Annotated in this window: 22 protein-coding genes; 11 read left to right on the top strand and 11 right to left on the bottom strand. The window is 64.8% G+C overall.

Annotation, left to right across the window (positions count from 1 at the left end; all coding sequences use genetic code 11):
• Positions 1 to 28: 28 nt before the first annotated feature.
• The gene (locus ACCQ08_RS01020) at positions 29 to 985 is read left to right on the top strand and encodes a DMT family transporter (RefSeq protein WP_373448602.1); all 957 of its coding nucleotides are present in this window, start codon (positions 29 to 31) and stop codon (positions 983 to 985) included.
• Positions 986 to 1,057: 72 nt separating this feature from the next.
• On the opposite strand, the gene ACCQ08_RS01015 is transcribed toward ACCQ08_RS01020, so the two are convergent.
• The gene (locus ACCQ08_RS01015) at positions 1,058 to 1,942 is read right to left on the bottom strand and encodes a LysR family transcriptional regulator (protein WP_312461976.1); all 885 of its coding nucleotides are present in this window, start codon (positions 1,940 to 1,942) and stop codon (positions 1,058 to 1,060) included.
• A 128-nt stretch (positions 1,943 to 2,070) separates the two neighbouring features.
• On the opposite strand from ACCQ08_RS01015, the gene argC reads away from it, so the two are divergent.
• Positions 2,071 to 2,997 carry an N-acetyl-gamma-glutamyl-phosphate reductase gene (argC, locus tag ACCQ08_RS01010; protein WP_239811375.1) on the top strand — a complete coding sequence of 309 codons (927 nt, stop codon included), beginning with the start codon at positions 2,071 to 2,073 and terminating at the stop codon, positions 2,995 to 2,997.
• Between the two features lie 15 nt (positions 2,998 to 3,012).
• Here the strand turns inward: argC and ACCQ08_RS01005 are convergent, their stop codons facing one another.
• On the bottom strand, positions 3,013 to 3,378 hold the full coding sequence (locus ACCQ08_RS01005) for a hypothetical protein (protein WP_239811376.1): 366 nt from the start codon (positions 3,376 to 3,378) through the stop codon (positions 3,013 to 3,015).
• A gap of 75 nt (positions 3,379 to 3,453) precedes the next feature.
• Here ACCQ08_RS01005 and ACCQ08_RS01000 point away from each other — a divergent pair, with 75 nt between their 5' ends.
• The 6 genes from ACCQ08_RS01000 (at position 3,454) to ACCQ08_RS00975 (ending at position 8,267) form a co-directional block, all read left to right on the top strand.
• A complete protein-coding gene (locus ACCQ08_RS01000) occupies positions 3,454 to 4,089 on the top strand; it encodes an ATP-binding cassette domain-containing protein (RefSeq protein ID WP_239811377.1) in 636 nt (211 codons plus the stop codon).
• 118 nt (positions 4,090 to 4,207) lie between these two features.
• On the top strand, positions 4,208 to 5,035 hold the full coding sequence (locus ACCQ08_RS00995; protein WP_230771421.1) for an undecaprenyl-diphosphate phosphatase: 828 nt from the start codon (positions 4,208 to 4,210) through the stop codon (positions 5,033 to 5,035).
• A 202-nt stretch (positions 5,036 to 5,237) separates the two neighbouring features.
• The gene (locus tag ACCQ08_RS00990) at positions 5,238 to 5,765 is read left to right on the top strand and encodes a 2,4'-dihydroxyacetophenone dioxygenase family protein (RefSeq protein ID WP_133858044.1); all 528 of its coding nucleotides are present in this window, start codon (positions 5,238 to 5,240) and stop codon (positions 5,763 to 5,765) included.
• 1 nt (position 5,766) lies between these two features.
• Positions 5,767 to 6,504, top strand: a complete 738-nt coding sequence (locus tag ACCQ08_RS00985) for an SDR family NAD(P)-dependent oxidoreductase (protein ID WP_312409680.1) — start codon at positions 5,767 to 5,769, stop codon at positions 6,502 to 6,504.
• A gap of 39 nt (positions 6,505 to 6,543) precedes the next feature.
• Positions 6,544 to 7,518 (top strand): Bug family tripartite tricarboxylate transporter substrate binding protein, encoded by a 975-nt coding sequence (locus ACCQ08_RS00980; protein ID WP_373448828.1) that lies wholly within the window; start codon positions 6,544 to 6,546, stop codon positions 7,516 to 7,518.
• A gap of 23 nt (positions 7,519 to 7,541) precedes the next feature.
• Positions 7,542 to 8,267 carry an SDR family NAD(P)-dependent oxidoreductase gene (locus ACCQ08_RS00975; RefSeq protein ID WP_239811380.1) on the top strand — a complete coding sequence of 242 codons (726 nt, stop codon included), beginning with the start codon at positions 7,542 to 7,544 and terminating at the stop codon, positions 8,265 to 8,267.
• 122 nt (positions 8,268 to 8,389) lie between these two features.
• On the opposite strand, the gene tolA is transcribed toward ACCQ08_RS00975, so the two are convergent.
• The 9 genes from tolA to ACCQ08_RS00930 form a co-directional block, all read right to left on the bottom strand.
• Complete coding sequence (tolA, locus tag ACCQ08_RS00970) at positions 8,390 to 9,559, bottom strand: cell envelope integrity protein TolA (protein WP_239811381.1); 1,170 nt, start codon at positions 9,557 to 9,559, stop codon at positions 8,390 to 8,392.
• 11 nt (positions 9,560 to 9,570) lie between these two features.
• Complete coding sequence (locus ACCQ08_RS00965) at positions 9,571 to 10,005, bottom strand: ExbD/TolR family protein (RefSeq protein ID WP_133858040.1); 435 nt, start codon at positions 10,003 to 10,005, stop codon at positions 9,571 to 9,573.
• 17 nt (positions 10,006 to 10,022) lie between these two features.
• Positions 10,023 to 10,721 carry a protein TolQ gene (gene tolQ, locus ACCQ08_RS00960; protein ID WP_133858039.1) on the bottom strand — a complete coding sequence of 233 codons (699 nt, stop codon included), beginning with the start codon at positions 10,719 to 10,721 and terminating at the stop codon, positions 10,023 to 10,025.
• Positions 10,718 to 11,131 carry a tol-pal system-associated acyl-CoA thioesterase gene (ybgC, locus tag ACCQ08_RS00955; RefSeq protein WP_239811382.1) on the bottom strand — a complete coding sequence of 138 codons (414 nt, stop codon included), beginning with the start codon at positions 11,129 to 11,131 and terminating at the stop codon, positions 10,718 to 10,720. The genes tolQ and ybgC overlap by 4 nt, the downstream gene beginning before the upstream one ends.
• Positions 11,132 to 11,233: 102 nt before the next feature.
• Positions 11,234 to 12,418: a pyridoxal phosphate-dependent aminotransferase gene (locus ACCQ08_RS00950; RefSeq protein WP_312462982.1), complete on the bottom strand. Its 1,185-nt coding sequence runs from the start codon at positions 12,416 to 12,418 to the stop codon at positions 11,234 to 11,236.
• 149 nt (positions 12,419 to 12,567) lie between these two features.
• Positions 12,568 to 13,104, bottom strand: a complete 537-nt coding sequence (nusB, locus tag ACCQ08_RS00945; protein ID WP_312409675.1) for a transcription antitermination factor NusB — start codon at positions 13,102 to 13,104, stop codon at positions 12,568 to 12,570.
• Positions 13,101 to 13,562 carry a 6,7-dimethyl-8-ribityllumazine synthase gene (gene ribH / locus ACCQ08_RS00940; protein ID WP_230771409.1) on the bottom strand — a complete coding sequence of 154 codons (462 nt, stop codon included), beginning with the start codon at positions 13,560 to 13,562 and terminating at the stop codon, positions 13,101 to 13,103. Before ribH ends, nusB begins: the two co-directional genes overlap by 4 nt.
• 3 nt (positions 13,563 to 13,565) lie before the next feature.
• Positions 13,566 to 14,687 (bottom strand): bifunctional 3,4-dihydroxy-2-butanone-4-phosphate synthase/GTP cyclohydrolase II, encoded by a 1,122-nt coding sequence (gene ribBA / locus ACCQ08_RS00935; protein ID WP_239811385.1) that lies wholly within the window; start codon positions 14,685 to 14,687, stop codon positions 13,566 to 13,568.
• Positions 14,688 to 14,853: 166 nt separating this feature from the next.
• Positions 14,854 to 15,144, bottom strand: a complete 291-nt coding sequence (locus ACCQ08_RS00930; protein ID WP_239811386.1) for a 2Fe-2S iron-sulfur cluster binding domain-containing protein — start codon at positions 15,142 to 15,144, stop codon at positions 14,854 to 14,856.
• Positions 15,145 to 15,514: 370 nt separating this feature from the next.
• Between ACCQ08_RS00930 and ACCQ08_RS00925 the strand changes: the two genes are divergently transcribed.
• From ACCQ08_RS00925 to ACCQ08_RS00915, 3 genes are all read left to right on the top strand, one after another.
• The gene (locus ACCQ08_RS00925; protein ID WP_373448601.1) at positions 15,515 to 16,432 is read left to right on the top strand and encodes an SDR family NAD(P)-dependent oxidoreductase; all 918 of its coding nucleotides are present in this window, start codon (positions 15,515 to 15,517) and stop codon (positions 16,430 to 16,432) included.
• A 176-nt stretch (positions 16,433 to 16,608) separates the two neighbouring features.
• On the top strand, positions 16,609 to 18,141 hold the full coding sequence (gshA, locus tag ACCQ08_RS00920; RefSeq protein ID WP_312409669.1) for a glutamate--cysteine ligase: 1,533 nt from the start codon (positions 16,609 to 16,611) through the stop codon (positions 18,139 to 18,141).
• A 177-nt stretch (positions 18,142 to 18,318) separates the two neighbouring features.
• The gene (locus ACCQ08_RS00915; RefSeq protein ID WP_373448600.1) at positions 18,319 to 20,694 is read left to right on the top strand and encodes an FUSC family protein; all 2,376 of its coding nucleotides are present in this window, start codon (positions 18,319 to 18,321) and stop codon (positions 20,692 to 20,694) included.
• Positions 20,695 to 20,710: the final 16 nt, after the last annotated feature.

Raw genomic sequence — 20,710 nt, 5'->3', positions numbered from 1 at the left:
AATGGTGATTAGCGGATAGTAACAGCGCATGAACTCCTCCAAATACTCCACCCATCTGGGTCTTATCGGCATGGCGGCGCTGTGGGGCGCATCCTGGCCCTGGGGCCGCGTTGTGGCGCAGGCCATGCCGCCGCTGGCTGCGGCCAGTCTGCGTTTTTTGCTGGCCAGTGCCGTGCTGCTGCTGTGGATCGGCCATTCCGGGCGCATGGGTCGTTTGTGGCATCTGGCGTGGCGGCAGTGGCTCGGGCTGGCGGCTGCGTCGGCGGTGGGGGTGCTGGGCTACTCGCTGTTCTTCTTGCTGGCGCTCAAAACCGTGCCTGCCGGCAAAGCGGCGATGGTGGTCGCACTCAATCCGGTGCTGACGATGCTGTTGGCGGTGCTGCTGTTTCGTGAACGCATCAATCTGCCCATTTTTATCGGCCTGGGGCTGGCGGTGGGCGGCGCCTTGTATGCCCTGAGCGGTGGCCATTGGGGCTGGGCCCAGGGTAGCGCTGCGGGGGCTGGAGAGTGGCTGCTGCTGGGCTGCGCGGCCTGTTGGGTGGGCTATACCTTGCTGGGCCGCCTGGTGCTGGCCAGCATCGATCCGCTCACCACGACGGCTGCGACCGCCAGTATCGGCGCGCTGTTGCTGCTGGGCGCCAGTCTGGTGGCGGAGGGACCAAGCGCCTGGGCAGGCCTGGTGCATGTGCGCGCCGAGGTGTGGTACAGCCTGGTCGCGCTGGCGCTGGGGGCCACCGCGCTGGCCTATGCCTGGTACCTGAAGGGCGTGCAGGAGCTGGGCGCCGGGGCAGCGGCCGCCTATATGTCGTTGGTGCCCTTGTTTGGCATGCTGCTGTCCAGCCTGTGGCTGGCTGAGCCGGTCACAGCTTCCTTGCTGCGTGGCGGTGGCGCGGCGATTGCCGGGATGCTGCTGATGAATGCGGGCCGCATGCGGCTGGCGCAGCGCCCAAAGCGCATCGCGCCAGGCAGTGCAAGGACCGGTTGATCGCGCGAGTGACTTGGCGGCTGGGGTGCTGCACAGGCCTGGCTTTTCAGCCCGGCCTTGCCGGTGTGCCGCTCACCCCAGGCGCAGCCCCCACAGCACGTCCAGCACATGCTGGGTGGAAGGCTCCACATAGCCGGCGCGGTGGGCCATGCCCAGCCGGCGCCACAGCGCTGGGCGCAGCGGGCGCATGGCGATGCGCGCATCCGGCGCAGGGGCGGTGGCCTCGTGCGGCAGCAAGGTGGCGCCATAGCCGGCGGCGACCAGGCTCTTGATGGCGTCGTTGTAGTTCAGCGCAATGCGTGGCACCGGGTGGTGGCCGCCGGCGGCAAACCATTCGCTGGTCTGGCCTGACAGGCGTGTGCTGGCATCGTTGAGGATCAGGGGCTGGCTGGCAAGCCACTGGGGCGTGATGCGGGCTGGGCTTTTCCAATCGGCAGGCACAAAGGCCATCACGGGATCGCGTCGCCAGGGTTTGATCACCAGGCCAGCCACGGCCGGCTGGGGCAGGGCCGTCACCCCCACATCCAGGCTGCCATCGACCAGCCGCGCCAGTGTTTCTTCCGAGGTCTGGACGCTGATCTGTACGTCAATGCCGGGATGCTGGTCGCGCAGCACGGCGAGCGCCTGCGGCAGCAGATGGGCGATGACGCCGGTCGAGGCGCCCAGCCGCACCCGCCCTTCCAGCCCTTGCACCTGGCGTTGTATGTCGCTCAACGCCTGCTCGGCATCGCCCAGCAGACGGCGGGCGCGTGCGACCAGCACCTCCCCAATGGCCGAGGGCCTGACCTGGCCACGCTTGCGCGACAGAAGCGGCGCGCCAATGCGCTCCTCCAACTCGGCGATATGCAGGCTGACCGTGGGGGGGGCCAAATGCAGGCGGTGGGCGGCCTTGATGAACGATCCCTGGTCGGCAATCGCCACCAACGTGCGCAAACGGTCCAGGCTGATTTCTCGCATCGCGGCTCCAAATTCAGAAAAGCTGAATGTCTGGTTTATGAAATTCAACTTTCATTATTCTAGAGCGCGGCGGAACATAGCGGCTTCATCGATGGGCCAGCGCCCGCATTCACGGAAGTCATCTGCATATGCGCACTCCTCTTGTTTTTATCGACGGCGACCAGGGCACCACCGGCCTGCAGATCCATGAGCGGCTGCGCGGGCGCTCCGGTATCCGCCTGCTGACCTTGCCTGCAGCGGAGCGCAAGAACGCCCAGCTCCGGGCCGAAGCCATCAATGCCTGCGACATCGCCATCCTCTGCCTGCCGGATGCAGCCGCTCGCGAAGCGGTGCAGTCCATCGTCAACCCTGCCGTGCGGGTGATCGATGCCAGTTCGGCGCACCGCACCGAGGCCGATTGGGTATATGGTTTTCCGGAGATGTCGGCAGCGCAGTCAGCGCGCATTGCGCAAGCCAGCCGGGTCAGCAACCCGGGCTGCTACCCGACCGGCGCGGTGGGCCTGCTGCTGCCGTTGGTGCAGGCCGGGCTGCTGCCTGCCAGCTACCCCATCAGCGTGCATGCGGTATCGGGCTACTCCGGGCGCGGGCGCGCTGGGGTGGAGGCGCATGAGGGCGGTGGCGATACCCCGGCACCGGCCTTCCAGGTCTATGGGCTGGAGCTGGCGCACAAGCATGCGCCGGAGATTGCGCTGCACGCCGGTCTGGCCGCGCGCCCGCTGTTTGTGCCAGCCTATGGCGCCTACCGCCAAGGCATTGTGCTGACGGTGCCGTTGGCCTTGCGCCTGCTGCCGCCCGGTGTGGATGCCGCTGCGCTGCAGGCCTGCCTGGCGCGGCATTATGCGCAGGCGGCCGATGTGCAGGTCTTGTCGCTGGACGAGGCCAAAGCGCTCACGCAGCTGGATCCGCAACGGCTCAACGGCACGAATGCCATGCAGCTCAGCGTCTTCCATAACGAGGCGCAGGGCCAGGTGCTGCTGGCGGCTATTTTTGACAACCTGGGCAAAGGCGCATCGGGTGCGGCGGTGCAGAACCTGGACCTGATGCTGGCGGCCTAGGTCCGCGTCGCGTATTTACGCGCTATCGCCCAGAAACTGCTCGGTTACCTGTTGGGCAAAGGGATCGGGGCCGCTGAGGGTCAGGCTCAGTTGCAGTGCGGGCTGCTGCGCGGCCTGGGGTGCCAGCAGCTGGCGTTGGCGCGCATCCCAGTGCAAGGCCAGCGCATCACCGGCATCGTTTTGCAGCTGCAGGTCCAGATCCCAGGCATGGCCCTCTTCCAGCGCGCCGGGGGCGCCAAAGGCATCGCTGCACCAGGCCAGCAACTGCGTGACTTCAGCCGCCAGCGCGGGCCATTGGGCGGCCTTGGCATAGGCCATCGCATCCAGGCTGCTGATGCCCTCGCCGTCATCGCTGGTGTCAAAGTCCAAATAGTCGAGCATGTGCGGGTTTTTCATCGATATGGCGGGATTTTATGCTATGTTTTTAGGAGTTAAGCAAGCAAGCCGGATACCCCTATGAGCCTGGATTGGAATGCGCTGGATTTTTCATACCCGCAAGCGGGCCCGCTGCTGGCCGGCTGGCACTGGCAGGCCGCCCCCGGCCTGGTGCAGCTGGTCGACGGCTTGAGCGCCGGCAAGACCACCGCCTTGCAATTGCTGGCCGGGCAGTTGCAGGCCAGCGGCGGCAGTCTGCGGATCGATGGCCAGACAGCGCAGGCGCTCAACAGCGCTGGCCTGGTGTTCTGGCATGAGCCGCGCCTGCCTGCCACGATGCCAGCCGGAACGACGGTGGTGGCGGATTGGATCGCGCAGATGCGCCGCGACTGCCCGGGCTGGGATGAGGCACTTTTTGGGCAATGGCAAGCGGGCTTTGATCTGGCCCCGCATGGCGCCAAGCCTTTGCTGGCGCTGTCCACCGGCAGTCTGCGCAAGCTGGTCATCGCGCTGGGCCTGGCCAGTGGCGCCCGGCTGGTGCTGCTCGATGAGCCTACGTCGGGGCTGGACAAACCGGCGCTGAGTTTTCTGCGCGAGGCCTTGCAAGCGGCAGCCCCACCACTGGCCGCGCAGTGCCGCTACCTGGTTCTGGCGCATTACGAGCCCTTGCTGCCGGCAGGCGGGGCCGTGCAGGTCGTGGCGTTGCCGGCGCCATAGCAGGCAGGCAGGGGAGGGCGCTGCATTGTGTAAATTTTCGTGCGCGCTACGGGGCCAGCGCTGTGACGCGTGTTGGGCCGCTGGATAATCGGCACACCGATTTTTTGGAAAGACTGTTGTGGACACCTTGCTGTTGATCAAAGCCGCCATCATGGGCGTGGTGGAGGGGCTGACCGAGTTCTTGCCGATCTCCTCGACAGGGCATTTGATTTTGGCGGGCAGCCTGCTGGGATTCGACGATGCCAAGGCCAAGGTGTTCGACATTGCGATCCAGACCGGTGCCATCTTTGCGGTGATCCTGGTGTACTGGCAAAAGATCCGCAGCACCGTGGTGGCCCTGCCATCGAGCCGCCAGGCGCAGCGGTTTGCGCTCAATGTCTTCATCGGATTTTTGCCGGCGGTGGTGCTGGGCCTGTTGTTTGGCAAGTACATCAAAGCGCATTTGTTCACGCCGGTCGTGGTGGCCACCACCTTTATCCTGGGCGGCTTTGTCATTCTCTGGGCCGAAAAGCGCCAGTCCGCCCATGTGCGGGTGCAGACCGTCGATGAGATGACGCCGCTCGATGCGCTCAAGGTGGGCCTGGTGCAGTGTCTGGCGATGATCCCCGGCACCAGCCGCAGCGGCTCGACCATCATCGGCGGCATGCTGATGGGCCTGTCGCGCCAGGCGGCCACCGACTTTTCGTTCTTCCTCGCGATCCCTACCTTGATCGGCGCAGGGGTCTACAGCCTTTACAAGGAGCGCGCACTGCTGTCGATGGCCGACATCCCCATGTTCGCGACTGGTCTCATCTTCTCTTTCATCAGCGCCTGGCTGTGCGTGCGCTGGCTGCTGCGCTATATCGCCTCCAACAGTTTTGTGCCGTTTGCCTGGTACCGCATCGTGTTTGGCATCATCGTGCTGGTGACGGCCTTCAGCGGCATGGTCAATTGGGTGGATTCCTGATCGCGCAATGGCTTGCACCTCTTCACACTGAAGCCCGGCTCCACAGCCGGGCTTTTTTGTGCCCGTTTGCTCGCTGATGCAGTCGGGTCTGTGTCGCCAACATGTCTGTGCCCTCCAAGGCCTGGGGTTTGCCTGGGCTGCAGGTCTTTCGGTGATCTCTACAATTATCCATATTATGAACTTCTGTCCATATGGTGGATAAATGCCCGTAGAAAGCCCCGACCAGACCCCGTTGATGCCCTACCAGTACCCGAACCCGCCCGATGCGCTGCCCGAGATCGTGGTGGAGAGCGCCATCCCCACCGATGACCGGCTGTGGGTGCCGCAGGCGGAGAATGTCTGGTTCCGTCCCCTGTGCCTCAATGCCAGCCAGGGCTACTGGATGAACCTGCTCAAGGTGCGCAAGTCCGGCGTGCTCAGCCGCCACCGCCACCCGCAGGCGGTGCATGGCTTTGTGCTCAAGGGCCGCTGGAAATACCTGGAACACGACTGGTGGGCCAAGGAAGGCAGCTATGTGTTCGAACCCCCCGGCGAGACCCACACCTTGTACGTGCCAGAAGACTGCGAGGAAATGATCACCTACTTCCAGGTCAACGGTGTCATGTATTACACCGATCCCTGGGGCAAGGGCATGGGCTTTGAGGACGTGTTCACCAAGATAGAGATGTGCCGCAAGCACTTCGAGGCCGTTGGCCTGGGCGCGGATTACACCAACCAGTTCATTCGCTGACATGGCCGATTGCAGCTACCAATTTGGCGGCCGTGTAGCCGTGGTGACGGGTGGCGCCAGCGGCATTGGTGCCAGCTTGGTGCAGGCCTTGCAGCAGGCGGGCGCGCGGGCGGCGGTCTGGGATCTGCAGCCGCCTGCCGCAGCAGGCGCCGGCGACGCGCTGTTCTGCCGCGTCGATGTGACCGAGCCAGCCAGCATCCAGGCTGCGCTGGCGCAGACCCTGGCCCGCCTGGGCCGTGTGGACATGCTGATCAACAGCGCCGGCATCACCGGGCCCACGATGGCACTGGATGCGTTTGACGATGCTGTCTGGCAGCGGGTGATTGCGATCAACCTGGTGGGCGTCTACAACGTCTGCAAGGCCGTGGTGCCGGTGCTGCGCACCCAGGGCTATGGCCGGGTGGTGAACATCGCGTCGCTCGCGGGCAAGGAAGGCACGCCCAATGCATCGGCCTACAGCGCGGCCAAGGCCGGGGTGCTGGCGCTGACCAAGTCGCTGGGCAAGGAGTTGGCGGGCAGTGGTGTGCTGGTCAATGCGGTAGCGCCGGCGGCGGTGCGCACGCCCATTCTGGAGCAGATGGCCCCCGACCATGTAGCCACGATGGTCGCCAAGAGTCCGATGGGGCGCCTGGGCGAGCCCGAGGAGATTGCCGCCCAGGTGCTATGGCTGGCGTCGGACGCCTGCTCATTCAGCACAGGCGCGGTGTTTGATGTATCCGGTGGACGTGCGACCTATTGAAACTGCACGACAAAGTAAAAAGCAGGAGACGGTATGAACATGAACAAAACGCGCCGCAGCGCCATGGGCTTTGTCGCCGCCGGTGCCAGCGCTGTGCTGATGGGCATCAGCGGCTGGGCGGCGGCGGCGGACTTTCCGGCGCGCCAGATCGAGCTGATCGTGCCCTTCCAGCCTGGTGGCGGCACCGACGGCGTGGCCCGCGCCTTCGGTGAGGCGGCGCGCAAGCACATTCCGCAAAGCGTGGTGGTGATCAACAAACCCGGAGCCAGCGGCGCCATCGGTTGGACCGACATGATCAATGCGAAGCCCGACGGCTACAAGCTGGCCGTGGTGACGGTGGAGCTGGTCACCCTCAAGCCGATGGGACTGGCCAAGTTCTCGTACGACGATGTGCAGCCCATCATCCAGTTCAACGCCGACCCGGCCGCGATCACCGTGCGCGCCGATGCGCCGTGGAACACGATTGAGGAGTTCCTCGCCGCCTCCAAGAAGGAGCCCGGCAAGATGGGCGTGGGCAATGCCGGCAATGGCTCGATCTGGCACTTTGCAGCCACCGCGCTGGGCGACAAGACCGGCATCAAGTTCAACCACATTCCATTCCAGGGGGCAGGCCCGGCCGTGCTGGCGCTGATGGGCGGCCACGTCGATGCGGTGGCGGTGAGCCCGGCCGAAGTGGCCCAGCAACTGCAGGCAGGCAAGCTCAAGATGCTGACCGTGATGGCCGACCAGCGCGTCAAGAACTTTGACAAGGTGCCCACGTTGAAGGAAAAGGGCATCGATCTGAGCATTGGCACCTGGCGCGGCATTGCCGGCCCCAAGAAGCTGCCGGCCGATGTGCTGGATTACCTCAAGACGGCCGCCAAGAAGACGGTGGATGAGCCCGCCTTCCAGGAAGTGCTGGCCAAGCAGAATCTGGGCTTTGTCTATGCCGACGACCAGGGTTTCCGCAACCAGATGATGAAGGATGCGAGCTATTTCGCTGACCTGATCAAACTGCTGGACATGAAGAACTGAGCCCCAAGCGAGTGATGCGAGTGATGACTACGACCTACCAGAAAGACCTGTTGACAGGCAAGACTGCCTTGGTGGCTGGGGCCACCCAAGGCATTGGCGCGGTGATTGCCAACCATTTGGCCGCGCTGGGCGCGAGGGTGATTGCGCTGGGCCTGGGCGACGGCGACGGCACGCTGGACGCCGGGGTGGAAGTGCGCCAGGCCGATGTCACCCGCCAGGCCGATCTGGATGGGGCGCTGGCCGATCTGGACGAACTCGACATCGTCTTCAACTGCGCGGGCATCATCAAGCGCGGCCTGGAGCACGATGTGGAGGTTTTCCAGCGCGTGCTGGAGGTGAACCTGACCGGCACCATGCGGGTCTGCACCGCCACGCGCGACAAGCTGCGTGCCCGGCGCGGCTGCATTGTCAACACCGCATCGATGCTGACTTTCTTCGGCGGCGGCCTGGTGCCCGGCTATGCGGCCAGCAAGGGGGGTATTGGCCAGCTGACCAAGTCGCTCGCGATTGCCTATGCGGCCGACGGCATCCGGGTGAATGCGATTGCCCCAGGCTGGATTGCGACGCCGCTGACCCAGGCGCTGCAGGACGACCCGGCCCGTTCAGGCCCCATCCTCGCGCGCACGCCCCTGGGGCGCTGGGGCACCCCGCAGGATGTGGCGCAGGCAGCGGTGTTCCTCTGCACGCCGGCAGCCAGCTTTATGACCGGGGTGGTGCTGCCGGTCGATGGCGGCTACATGGTGACCTGAGCGCGTAAACACCTTCCATGGCGGGCGCCCGCAAGGGCGGTGCCTGCACGCTTCCTTTCAAAGGACAAATGCCCTCGGCCAAGGTGGCCGAGGGCATTTTTTTCAGGAAGACGAACAGGTCTTCAGTCCTTGGGGCGGAAGCCGATGACCAGGCTGGAAGGCACCCGGCCATCGGTGTCGCGCGGCAGGGTTTCCGTCTTGTGCATGGCACGGACGACGGCATCGTCCCAGGCCTTGTTGCCGCTGGACTTGGTGACGCGCACACCCACAATGGTGCCATCCGGGGCGGCGCGCACTTCCAGCTCGGCCCGCGGATTGCCCTGAATGTCATCCGGGAAGGTGATGTTGGGGCGCACCTTGGCGGCCACCTTGCCGCCATAGCCGGCCGATGGGCCACCCTGACCGCTGGCGGTGCCCGAGGTCGAGCCGCCCTGGCTGCTGCCGCTGGCGCCTGCCGCACCGGCCATGCCCGCCATGCGTGCCAGATTGGCCTGGCGCTGGGCTTCGGCGGCCTTGGCGTCCGCTGCTGCCTTGGCCTTGGCGTCTGCAGCGGCCTTGGCCTTGGCATCGGCGGCAGCCTTGGCCTTCGCGTCGGCTGCAGCTTTGGCTTTGGCGTCGGCTTCTGCCTTGGCTTTTTCTGCCTTCTCGCGTTCGGCCTTGTCCTTCTCCGCCTTCTCGCGGGCGTCCTTTTCCTTCTGCAGACGGTCCTTCTTGTCCTGCTCGGCCTGCTTCTTGCGGTCGGCTTCCTTGCGGTCCCGCTCCGCCTTTTCGGCTTTTTCGCGGGCGTCCTTTTCCTTTTGCAGGCGTTCCTGGCGCTCTTCTTCCAGGCGCTCCTTCCTGTCCTGCTCGGCCTGTTTCTTGCGCTCGGCTTCCTTGCGCTGGGCCAGTTCACGCTCCTTTTGCTCGCGCTGCTTGGCTTCCTGCTCCTTCTTCTTGCGCAGCGCAATCTCGGACTCGCGGTCATCCTCGTCCGGCACGGCGGCCACGGGTTTGGGCGTGGTCACGGCCGGGGCGGGTGCGGGCGGGGGAGGCGGCGGCACCGGTGCCGGTGGTGGCGGTGCCACGGGCGGAGGCGGTGGGGGCGGCGTCAGTGGTGCGGGCGCAGCCTGCTCATTGGTGGGCGCCCATAGCTCGGCCTCGACCGAGGGCTGATCGCTGTCGCGCGGGTTGCGCACGGTCCAGAGCAGGGCGACGACCACCAGCAGGTGGGCGGCAGTCGCCACCGCCCAGGATTTGGTCCGGGACGGTGGACGGGGTGGAGCAAGCTGATCGCGCTCTTGACGAGGGGACATGGCGACTCTTCTTATTGGCTGCCGCCTGCCACTTGCAGGGCAACACGTTTGACACCGGCCTTCTGCAGGGTCGACATCGTATCGATCACCTTCTGGTAGGTCAGGTCCTTGTCCGCCACGATCAGCATCGCGCTGTCCTCAGGCGGGTTGTCCGCTTGCCAGGCCTTGGCCCGGTCGGCCAGATCGCCAGCGGCCACGGTCTGCGTGACATTGCCGGTCTTGAGCTGGATCGAGCCGTCCTTGTCCAGCAGGACATGGGCGATGTTCTTGGTGGGCGGGCGCTCGCTCTTGCCTGCCTTGGGCAGGTTGATGGCGCCCGGCGTCAGCATGGGGGCGGTGACCATGAAGATGATCAGCAGCACCAGCATCACGTCGATGAAGGGCACCATGTTGATCTCGTTGACGGTGCGGCGGTTGCGTTTACCGCGAGAGGCTACGGCCGGCATGGCTGTTTCCTTTGTATTTAGTGCGCTGCGTGCAGCGGCTGGGCGCCCAGGTTGCGCTGCAAGATGTTGGAGAACTCTTCGATGAAGGTTTCCTGCTGGCTGGCGATGCGGTCAATGCCGCTGGAGAAGCGGTTGTAGGCGGTCACGGCGGGAATGGCCGCGAACAGACCCATCGCAGTGGCCACCAGGGCTTCAGCAATGCCGGGCGCAACGGTAGCCAGGGTGATCTGCTCCATGCTGGCAAATCCGGTGAAGGCGTGCATCACGCCCCAGACGGTGCCGAACAGGCCGACGTACGGAGAGACGGAGCCGATCGTTCCCAGCAGCGACAGGCCCGATTCGATCTCGTCCATCTCGCGCTGGAAGCTCGCGCGCATGGCACGGCGGGTGCCGTCCAGCAAGGTGTCGGGGTTGGTGATGTGGCGCTCGCGCAGTTTCTGGTACTCGCGCATGCCGCTGGCAAAGATGCGTTCCATCGGGCCGCAGGCTTTGACGTTGTGCATCGCGTTCTGGTAGAGCTCGTTGAGGCTGGAGCCGGACCAGAAGTCGCTCTCGAAGGTCTCATTCTTGTTCTTGATGGCTTTGAGCATGCCGACCTTGCGCAGGATCGTTGCCCAGCAGGCGACCGAGGCGGCCACCAGGATTAGCATCACGAGTTGCACCACCCAGCTGGCATGCAAGACCAGGCTGGCAATGGACATTTCTTGGGAATTCATGAGATGGTTTGGATCAGGGTTTGAGGAATTCTTGCCGGGCGCATGCTGACAGCGTCGACCCAGCCGATACGAATTGTGCCCTCACACAGCAGTTGAGGTGTATCTGTTGGTTGCTTCTGTTTTAAGAGCACCCGCTGTGTGATCTGCATGGAGGCGCGCCCCGCATCTTGGAGTTCTGCGGTGACGATGAGTTCATCGTCCAGGCGAGCAGGTTGTAAATATTTGATAGTCGCTTCACTGACCACGAACATGCCGCCGACCTGCTCGCGCAGGCGCTGCTGCTCCAGTCCCAGCGAGCGCAGCCATTCGGTGCGGCCCCGCTCCATGAACTTGAGGTAGTTCGCGTAAAAGACGATGCCGCCGGCATCGGTGTCTTCCCAGTAAATGCGGATGGGGAACTCAAAGGCCATGGATATAGCCTTTCAAATTGGCTCTATAACGAAGAAACAGCGCAGTGCCGCGCGGATCCTCGTGCGAGGATGCTGACAGAGAGCGGCGCGCAGCGGTCATCATCAGGCCAGCAGCTTGCGCAGCCGGGCAATGGCCTCTTGCAGCTGCTCCATCGAGTTGGCGGTGGAAAAGCGCACAAAGCGGCCGGTGTCATGGCTGCCAAAGTCGCGGCCCGGGGTGATCGCCAGGTGGGCCCGCTCCATCACCGCATAGGCAAAGTCCCAGGAGCCTTCAACGCCGAGCTTCCTGGCAGCCTCGCTGCAGTCGGCCCAGGCGTAGAAGGCGCCATCGGGTGCGACCGGCACGGGCAGGCCCAGTGCTTCAAGCGCCGGGATGAAGTAATCACGCCGGGCCTTGAACTCGGCGCGGCGGCGCTCGTACTCGGCCATGCTCTCGGGCGCAAAACAGGCCAGTGCCGCATGCTGGGCAATGGTGCTGGCGCAGATGAACAGGTTCTGCGCCACGCGCTCGACCACAGGCACCAGCGCTTCGGGCACCACGGCCCAGCCCAGGCGCCAGCCGGTCATGTTGAAGTACTTGCTGAAGCTGTTGATCGAGATGATGTTGTCATCGATCGCCAGCGCAGTCTGGCCAAAGGCCTCGTCATAGGACAGGCCCAGGTAGATCTCGTCGATGATGGTCACCCCATCGCGGGCCTTGACCACCTCATGGATACGGCGCAGCTCCTGCGGCGCAATCGAGCTGCCGGTGGGGTTGGAGGGCGAGGCCAGCAGCACGCCACGGGTTTGGTCGCTCCAGGCGGCCTGCACCTTGTCGGCGCTCAGCTGAAAGCGCTCTTGGGCCGTGGTGGGCAGCAGCACGGCCCTGCCTTCTGCCGCACTGACAAAGTGGCGGTTGCAGGGGTAGCTGGGGTCGGGCATCAGGATCTCGTCGCCGGCGTTGATCAGCGACAGGCAGACCAGCTGCAAGGCAGCGGATGCGCCGGCGGTGATGACGATGCGGCGCGCTGGCACATCGACGCCAAAGCGCTGCTGGTACCAATCGGACAGCGCCTGGCGCAAAGGCTCGATGCCCAGCGCCGGTGTGTACTGGGTGCGGCCTTCGCGGATGGCGCGGTCGGCGGCTTGCTGCACCAGCGCTGGCGCGGTGAAGTCCGGCTCGCCGATGTTGAGAAAGATCATCGGCTCCGCGCTGCCCGCCACCTGGGCCGCCAGTGCCTGGGCGGCCTTGGCGACCTCCATCACATAAAACGGCTCAATGCGCTCGGCTCGGGTGGCGATTTTCATGGTCTTCGGCTTGGATCAGAGGGCACCCACAGCGTTGGCGGCGTATGGGCCAGCACAGAGTGTGCTATCAAAAGTATAACTGGCGGCGGCTAAGCCCTTAGAAAAAACCGATGCCAGCGCGCAGGCATGGGCATCGGTTGTCAGCGCGATCAGGCCGCGTTGTTGCGGTCGGCCGCCACTTCAACGGCGCGCAGGCTCGGGGCCAGCGCGTTGAGCACCGCGTTCACATACTTGTAGCCGTCGGTGCCGCCAAATTCCTTGGCCAGCTCGATGCTCTCGTTGATGACCACGCGCCATGGCACATCCAGGCAGTGCTGGAACTCATAGACGCCAATCCACATGCAGGCATGCTCGATGGGCGAGATCTCGTCCATCTTGCGGTCCAGGTGCGGGACGATCTGCGCATTGAGTTGCTCGGCCGATTCGATGCAGCCGTGCAGCAGCGCGTCGTAATGGGCGGCATCGGCCTTGTGAAAGCCAGCCAGGTCGCGCGTGAACAGGTCGATCTCGGTGGCGCTGTTGCCGCTCAGGATGTACTGGTAGAGCGCCTGCAGCGCGAACTCACGCGAGCGGCTGCGGGTGGACTTGGAGGCAGCCTTGCGCGCGCCGGTGGAGGTAAGGCCCTTGCGGGCCTGGCGCGGAGGGCGCGGGCTGGAGGAGGGCGCGTTCTGGTCGTTTTCGTTCATAGTGTTTTCAGCAGATTGGCCATCTCGACGGCGACGATGGCGGCATCGCGCCCCTTGTCGACCTGGCGGGCAATGGCCTGGGCTTCGTTTTCAGTGGTGAGGATGGCGTTGGCAACGGGGATCTGGAAATCCAGCCCGATGCGCGTGACGCCTGCGCCCGATTCGTTGGCCACCAGTTCAAAGTGGTAGGTTTCGCCGCGGATGATGCAGCCCAGCGCGATCAGCGCATCGAATTCTTCGGATTCGGCCATCGCTTGCAGCGCCACGGGCACTTCGAGTGCGCCGGGTACTTTGACATGGCGGATGTTCTCGGCTTGCACGCCCATCGCGGCCAGCTCCTGCAGGCAGGCCTGGGCCAGGCTGTCGGTGATGCTTTCGTTGAACCGGGCCTGCACAATGCCGATGGCGAGCGCGCTGCCGTCCAGGTTTGCTGCGCTGCCTTTTTCTGCTCCAAACATGTGTTATTCCTTGTTGATGTATCCGGTGATCTCAAGCCCGTAACCGGCCATGCTGGGCAGGCGGCGGGGCGCGCCCATCAGGCGCATCTTCTGCACGCCGCAGTCCCGCAGGATCTGCGCGCCAATGCCGTAGGTGCGCAGATCCATGCGGCCCCGCTCGGGGGCTTGCGCGGCGCGTGCCTTGCCGTCGAACTGGCGGATCAGCTGTGAGGCGCTTTCATTGCAGTTGAGCAGCACGGCGACGCCACAGCTTTGCTGCTGCAGGTAGGCCAGGCTGGCGTCCAGGGTCCAGCTGTGCATCGCGCGGCCGGTCTCGAGCAGGTCCATCACCGACAGGGGCTCGTGCACACGCACGGGCACATCGCTGTCGGCCTGCACGCTGCCCTTGACCAGGGCCATGTGCACGGCGTGGCTGGCATGGTCCTGGTAGAGGTGGGCGGTGAACTCGCCATGCGCCGTTTGCAGCGGGCGGCTGCTGATGCGCTCGACCAGCGATTCGTGGCGGCTGCGGTATTCGATCAGGTCGGCGATGGTGCCGATCTTGATGCCATGCTCTGCGCAGAACAGCTGCAGATCGGGCAGGCGGGCCATCGTGCCGTCGTCCTTCATCACTTCGCAGATGACGGAGGAGGGCGAGCAGCCTGCCAGGCGCGCCAAGTCGCAGCCGGCTTCGGTATGGCCGGCACGCATCAGCACGCCGCCATCGACTGCCTGCAACGGGAAGATATGGCCAGGTTGCACCAGATCACTGGCTTGGGCATTGGGTGCCACCGCAGCCTGTACGGTGCGGGCGCGGTCGGCGGCGGAAATTCCGGTGGTCACGCCTTCGGCCGCCTCGATGGAGACGGTGAACGCGGTGGACAGCGGCGCACCGTTGTTGGCGGTCATCTGGCGCAGCTGCAGGCGCTCGCAGCGCTCGCGGGTCAAGGTCAGGCAGATGAGGCCCCGGCCCCACTTGGCCATGAAGTTGATGGCTTCCGGCGTGACATGGTCGGACGCCAGTACCAGGTCACCTTCGTTTTCGCGGTCGGCTTCATCGACCAGAACGACCATGCGGCCAGCGCGCATCTCGGCAACAATGTCCTCCACCGGAGAGATCGGCGCAGGGATCAGGGGGCTGCTCATGGAATGCCTTTAAAGAACTTGTGTCATGTCTGGCCGCAGATCTGCAGCAGGTCAGACAGTAAAAACCCCAATTTTAGACCAGCTGCTCCCCTGCTGGGCGGCTTTGCCGCTTCTGGGGAGTAGCGTGCCGGGTCAATTGCGGCCGAGCCTGGCTGTCGGGCAGCGCTCAGTATTCGCCGCGCAATAGCACGACATTGCCATCCGGATAGGCCACGCACGGCAGGACGCAGCCCGCTTCCTTGTCCTCGGCGCTGAGCCCGGGCCACTCGATCTCATAGTGGACGCTGCCCGATTTGAGCCGGCCGACACAGGTGCGGCAGGTGCCGTTGCGGCAGGAGCTGGGCCAGTCCACGCCGCCTTCTTCCAGCGACTGCAGCAGCGGCGTATCTGCCCAGGCATCGACCTGGATGTCTTCGTTGTCGATCTGGGCGTTGTAGAGCTCGGGGGTGATGGGCATGGCGGTGTGAAAAGTGGAGCCTGTATCAAAAGCATAGCTGCCCAGCCATGTGTGGTAAGCATGGATGCTGGAAAGCAAGGATGAGGCCAGTTTTGCTGAAATTGCGGGCAATGTAACACGTGGCTAATAAAAACATGGGCTTAGCGGGTTAAATGGCCCGCGATGGCCACTTATCCACATGGTTGTTCAGCCATTTTCGGGATAACCCTAGCGTGTAGCCGGCCTCGGCCGGCGTTGTCTCCCCCGCGTCTGTCGCCCAAGCGCCGTGCAAAGCAAATGTGAACACGTACAGTGCGAATGCATCAGAGGCAGCAGGCCTCTTCCAATATTGGGCGCCAAAAGCGCCCGCATGGCGTAAAGGTGCGAATGTATGGGTCTGGATTTCAGCGACAAGGTAGCGATTGTGACGGGGGCCGGCGGCGGGCTGGGGCGTGAACATGCATTGGCGCTGGCCCGGCGCGGGGCCAAGGTGCTGGTCAACGACCCGGGCGGCGCGGTGGATGGCCAGGGCAACTCGTCCGCCGCTGAAAAGGTGGTGCGTGAGATTGAGGCGCTGGGCGGCATCGCCATTGCCAGCCATGCCTCGGTGACCGACTGGCCGGCCGTGCAGGCCATGGTCGCCCAGGTGATGGAACGCTGGGGCCAGGTGGATGTGCTGGTCAACAATGCCGGCACCTTGCGCGACAAGAGTTTTGCCAAGATGGAGATGGACGACTTCCGCGCGGTGCTGGAAGTGCATCTGATGGGCAGCGTGCACTGCTGCAAGGCCGTGTGGCCCCATATGCAGGCGGCCAACTATGGCCGCATCTTGATGACGACCTCGTCGTCGGGCCTGTTTGGCAACTTCGGCCAGAGCAACTATGCCGCCGCCAAGATGGCGCTGGTGGGCCTGATGCAGACCCTGGCGCTGGAAGGGGCCAAGTACAACATCCATGTGAATGCGCTGGCGCCGACGGCTGCCACGCGCATGACCGATGGCCTGCTGGCGCCCGAGATGCTGCGTGCGCTGCGGCCCGAGCTGGTCAGCCCCGCGATGCTGGCCCTGGTGCACGAGAGCGCACCGACACGGGCCATTGTCTGCGCGGGCGCGGGCAGTTTCGAAGCCGCGCACATCACGATGACACGCGGGGTCCACCTGAGCGCCGACAGTGTGCCGGTGGATGAGATGGACAGCCACCTGGCCCAGCAGTGGGCCGAGCTGACCGACCGCCGCGGCGACATCGTGCCGGACAATGGTTTTGTGCAAGGCGATCTGGAAATCCGCAAGGCACAGCAAAAGCTGCACTGAGCTTGCGCATAAAGCAACAGATAGCGCGATTGCAACAGCTTCTTACTATGACTTGCCGGGGCATGCGTCAGTCCCTGGGTTAAATCCCGAAGGCCGGTCAGGCTGAGCGTGCAATACTCTGCCAGTCGCCGGGCAACCTGCTATCGTGCAGCCCGGCTTTGACAAGAACAACGCAGATGAACCATATCCAACAACGTATTGATGCCATTGGCGCGCAGCGCCTGCTGCAGATGGGTCGCGGCATCGAGAAAGAAGGCTTGCGCGTGAACGATGACGGCGCGCTGGCCCTCACGCCGCACCCGGCTGCCTTGGGCTCGGCGCTCACGCACAGCAGCATCACGACCGATTTCAGCGAGTCGCAGATCGAGATCATCACCGGCGTGCACCAAGGGGTGCAGGCCTGCCTCGACGAGCTCGCCGAGGTGCACCAGTACGTCTACCAGGTGCTGCAGACCAACGACGAGCGCCTGTGGATCTCGAGCATGCCCTGCTCGCTGCCGTCGGATGAGAACATTCCGCTGGGCCGTTTCGGCACCTCGCACATCGGCCGCTCCAAAAGCATCTACCGCATGGGCCTGGGCCACCGCTATGGCCGCCGCATGCAGACCATCTCGGGCATCCACTACAACTGGTCGCTGCCCGGCGTCGGCAGTGAGGAATACTTCGGACTGATCCGCAATTTCCGCCGCCAGGCCTTTTTGCTGCTCTACCTCTTTGGTGCCTCGCCGGTGCTCTGTCCCTGTTTCGTGCAGGGCCGCCCGCACCAGCTGCAGCCGTTGGGCGACGGCCAGGGCGCGCTGCACCTGCCGCATGCCACCTCGCTGCGCATGGGGCGCCTGGGTTACCAGAGCGATGCCCAGGCATCCATCAACGTCAGCTACAACCACCTCAAGGGCTATGCCGATTCGCTCTACGGTGCATTGACCCAGCCCTATCCGGCCTATGAAAAGGTGGGCATCCTCAATCCCGGTGGCGAGTACAACCAGCTGGCCACCAGCCTGCTGCAGATCGAGAACGAGTTCTACGGCACCATCCGCCCCAAGCGCACCGTGCAGCGCGGCGAGCGTCCGCTGCATGCGCTGCGCGAGCGTGGGGTGGAATACGTCGAAGTGCGCTTGATGGACATCAATCCGTTCGACAGCATGGGCATCTCCGCTCCCACCATGCGCCTGCTCGACATCTTCCTGCTGCACTGCCTGCTGAGCGACAGCCCGCCCGATTCGCCGGCTGAAATCGCCGAGATGAAGCACAACCAGCACATGGTGGCCGAGCGCGGCCGTGAGCCTGGCCTGCACCTGCAGCGCCAAGGCAAGGAGGTGTTGCTGACCGACTGGGCCCAGGAGGTTCTGCAAGCCTGCCAGCCGATTGCCGCGGCGCTGGACCAGGCCCATGGCACCACCGACTACAGCCAGGCGCTCAAGCACTCCCAGCATCTGCTGGCCCACCCTGAGCAAACACCCTCGGCCCAGGTGCTGGCGGCGGTCAGCGAACAGTTCGGCGCCTCGTTCAAGGCCTTTGGCGCTGCCCAGTCGCAATGGGCCCGCGAGCAGACCTTGGCCCGCCCCTGGAACGATGCACTGACAGCCAAGTACCAGCAGCGGGCGGCCGAATCGATCCAGGCCCAAAAAGACATGGAAGCGGCCGACACGGGCCCGTTTGAGGAATGGCGCCAGTGTTATATGTCGCCTGAGCACCTGGTCGTGTCCTGACCGGTCTGCTGCCCCAGAGCCCGCTGATGCGGGCTTTTTTGTGGCTGGCATACCGCAGCGGATGCGGTCAGAATGCAAACGTTTGCATGAGTCTGGGTGCTTCTGATTTGATAGCTTCCCGCGTTGGCTATCATTTGTCCGACATCATTCGGTGTTGATTTCTCATATTGTTGTTCCATGGCGCATTTCTCTTCCGACCGCAGCTGGCGCACCTTCAAGCGTGGCCTGCTCAACCACTATGTGCTCAACGGGCTGGAAGTGGCGCTGGGCCTCTTTCTGGTCACAACCCTGGTGCAACTGATCTGGGGCACCCAGCATGCGGCGGCGGCCTCGGTTGGGGTCATCGTCACCATCGTCGTCGACAATCCGGCCCCGCGCCGGGGCAAGTTTTGGCGCATGCTGCCCGCGCCCTTGCTGGGCGCGCCGCTGTTTTTCATGGTGCAGTTGATGCACCAGCACCTGGTGCTGCTGGGCCTGGTGGCCGTGGTGTCGACCTTTCTGGGCTTTTTGTGGATGGCCTGGGGCAAGCGCGGCGCGCCGATTGCGATTGCGGTGGTGCTGGCCATGGTGCTGGGCATGTCGGTGCCCAAGCCGGCCGAGGGGCAGCTGCTGGCCGCAGCGGCCGAATCGACGATGTTCTTCAGCATCGGTGCCGGCATGTTCCTGGTGTATGCGGTCATCGCCAACACCTTGCTCAATTTCCGCTACCGCGTGCAGTTCATTGCCGATACCGTGCTGTCGCTCGCTGCCTTGATGCTGGAGCAGGCCCGCATGGTGCTGCCCGAAGCGGCCCGCCATGTCGGCCTGGAAGGCGAGACGGTCGACGGTGAGGCCTATGGCGACAACCTGGCGGACCGCAATTTTGGCAAGTTCTCGCGGGGGAGTGCACCGCTGCAGCACATGGGCCAGTTGATGGCCCGGCACGCGGCCTTTGCAGACCAGTTGCAGGCCGCCCGCGACATTGTGCTGGAGAGCCCGCGCACGCCACGCCGCCAGCGCCTGGCCGGCATGCTGATGCAGATGCTGGAGATCCGCGACCACCTGCTTGCCTGCGAGCTGGATCTGGAGCATTTGCGCAAGGCGCCCGAGCAGGCGCCGATGCTGCTGGCCCAGCAGGCCATGCTGCGTGCGCTGGCGATGGAGGTGGTGCACCTGGCCGACAGCCTGCTGCTGGGCCGCAAGCCCCGGCCGATGAGCAATCTGGATGCCTTGCTGCGCCCGATGCAGATGGCCAGCCAGCTGCCAGCCCAGCGGCTGGAGGAATCGCTGCCCGACCACTACGACACGGATGTGTCGCCCCAGGCGCTGTCGCGTGAGCTGAGCGAACGCATTGTGCGCATCCATGAAGAGGTCAACCGTTTGATCGGCCTGGGCCGCGACGAGATCGAGCCCGATCTGGCCGTGGTGCGCGCCAGCTGGCAGATGTTTGTCAGCCCCACTGCCTGGTCCTGGACGCCGTTCAAGGGCCTGATGAGCTGGGATGCGCCTCCGCTGCGCCATGCGATCCGTGCGGCGCTGGCCATTGCGGTGGGCTACCTGGTCGTGCAGGTCCTGCCCTGGAATGCCCATGCCTACTGGGTGCTGCTGACGATTGTCGTGGTGCTGCGCGGCAGCCTGGCGCAGACCCTGGAGCGGCGCACGGTGCGGGTGCTGGGCACCTTGCTGGGCTGCGTAGCGGCACTGGCCATTCTGTCGGCGCATCTGTCACCGCTGGGCCTGATTCTGTGCCTGACCCTGGCCCAGGGCGTGTCGCACGGCTTTGCGCTGCGCCGTTACCTGTTCACCGCGATGGGCGCCACGGTGCTGGGCCTGGTGCAGGCCCATATGCTGCATGCCGGTGGCAGCACCACCTTCCATATGTTCGAGCGCGTGGTCGATACCCTGATCGGCACCGGCATTGCCTGGGCCTTCGCCTACGTGCTGCCGTCCTGGGAGCGCTCGCAGCTGCCGGCGCTGGTGCAGCGCGTGCTCAAGGCCCAGGCGGCGCATGCGAGCACCTCGCTGGCGGTGGACCAGCTGCAGGCCGTCGACAATGCCCCCGAGTTGGCCTGGCGCCTGGCCCGGCGCGAGGCCTACGACAGCCTGTCTGCACTGATCCAGGCCGTGGACCGTTCGCTCAAGGAGCCGCGCGCCGTGCAGCCACCGCTGCAGGCGCTGGAGCTGTTCCAGGCCCATTGCTACCAGCTGCTGGGCCAGATGTCCTCGGTCAAGATCATGCTGATGATGCGCCGGGGCCAGACCCCGTCGCCGTTTGCGGTGCAGCAGCTCAAGGACACGGCGGCCACCATCGACGCCTGCCTGCTGCAGGCGCCTCAGCAACCGGCCGTTGTCGAAGGCGAGGCCCCGCGCCCCGCCAAGATGCCGGCGCCCGAACGTGTGCCGGGCCCCGAAGACCGCGACCAGCTCATTCCCTGGCTGATGCGGCGCCTGGCTACTGCACGCATCCTGGCCAGCCAGCTGCAGCAGGATGCAGCGCAGATCCGCCAGTTGCTGGCGCGTGAGGAGACCTTGCCTCCTGTGCAGGCCGAGCCTGCGCAGGCCTCATCGACCTGAGGGTTCTAGCGGACCA

The organism is Comamonas sp. SY3, assembly GCF_041730275.1.
GTDB classification, from domain to species: domain Bacteria; phylum Pseudomonadota; class Gammaproteobacteria; order Burkholderiales; family Burkholderiaceae_C; genus Comamonas; species Comamonas sediminis.
Note: the sequence above shows the minus strand (reverse complement) of the source record. Positions and strands in the feature narration are given on the sequence as shown.

Bases quoted from the DNA above. Each gene is read 5' to 3' on its own strand.
- ACCQ08_RS01020 (WP_373448602.1), top strand. From the start codon at position 29: ATGAACTCCTCCAAATACTCCACCCATCTGGGTCTTATCGGCATGGCG.
- ACCQ08_RS01015 (WP_312461976.1), bottom strand. From the start codon at position 1,942: ATGCGAGAAATCAGCCTGGACCGTTTGCGCACGTTGGTGGCGATTGCC.
- argC (WP_239811375.1), top strand. From the start codon at position 2,071: ATGCGCACTCCTCTTGTTTTTATCGACGGCGACCAGGGCACCACCGGC.
- ACCQ08_RS01005 (WP_239811376.1), bottom strand. From the start codon at position 3,378: ATGCTCGACTATTTGGACTTTGACACCAGCGATGACGGCGAGGGCATC.
- ACCQ08_RS01000 (WP_239811377.1), top strand. From the start codon at position 3,454: ATGAGCCTGGATTGGAATGCGCTGGATTTTTCATACCCGCAAGCGGGC.
- ACCQ08_RS00990 (WP_133858044.1), top strand. From the start codon at position 5,238: ATGCCCGTAGAAAGCCCCGACCAGACCCCGTTGATGCCCTACCAGTAC.
- ACCQ08_RS00985 (WP_312409680.1), top strand. From the start codon at position 5,767: ATGGCCGATTGCAGCTACCAATTTGGCGGCCGTGTAGCCGTGGTGACG.
- ACCQ08_RS00980 (WP_373448828.1), top strand. From the start codon at position 6,544: ATGAACAAAACGCGCCGCAGCGCCATGGGCTTTGTCGCCGCCGGTGCC.
- ACCQ08_RS00975 (WP_239811380.1), top strand. From the start codon at position 7,542: ATGACTACGACCTACCAGAAAGACCTGTTGACAGGCAAGACTGCCTTG.
- tolA (WP_239811381.1), bottom strand. From the start codon at position 9,559: ATGTCCCCTCGTCAAGAGCGCGATCAGCTTGCTCCACCCCGTCCACCG.
- ACCQ08_RS00965 (WP_133858040.1), bottom strand. From the start codon at position 10,005: ATGCCGGCCGTAGCCTCTCGCGGTAAACGCAACCGCCGCACCGTCAAC.
- tolQ (WP_133858039.1), bottom strand. From the start codon at position 10,721: ATGAATTCCCAAGAAATGTCCATTGCCAGCCTGGTCTTGCATGCCAGC.
- ybgC (WP_239811382.1), bottom strand. From the start codon at position 11,131: ATGGCCTTTGAGTTCCCCATCCGCATTTACTGGGAAGACACCGATGCC.
- ACCQ08_RS00950 (WP_312462982.1), bottom strand. From the start codon at position 12,418: ATGAAAATCGCCACCCGAGCCGAGCGCATTGAGCCGTTTTATGTGATG.
- nusB (WP_312409675.1), bottom strand. From the start codon at position 13,104: ATGAACGAAAACGACCAGAACGCGCCCTCCTCCAGCCCGCGCCCTCCG.
- ribH (WP_230771409.1), bottom strand. From the start codon at position 13,562: ATGTTTGGAGCAGAAAAAGGCAGCGCAGCAAACCTGGACGGCAGCGCG.
- ribBA (WP_239811385.1), bottom strand. From the start codon at position 14,687: ATGAGCAGCCCCCTGATCCCTGCGCCGATCTCTCCGGTGGAGGACATT.
- ACCQ08_RS00930 (WP_239811386.1), bottom strand. From the start codon at position 15,144: ATGCCCATCACCCCCGAGCTCTACAACGCCCAGATCGACAACGAAGAC.
- ACCQ08_RS00925 (WP_373448601.1), top strand. From the start codon at position 15,515: ATGGGTCTGGATTTCAGCGACAAGGTAGCGATTGTGACGGGGGCCGGC.
- gshA (WP_312409669.1), top strand. From the start codon at position 16,609: ATGAACCATATCCAACAACGTATTGATGCCATTGGCGCGCAGCGCCTG.
- ACCQ08_RS00915 (WP_373448600.1), top strand. From the start codon at position 18,319: ATGGCGCATTTCTCTTCCGACCGCAGCTGGCGCACCTTCAAGCGTGGC.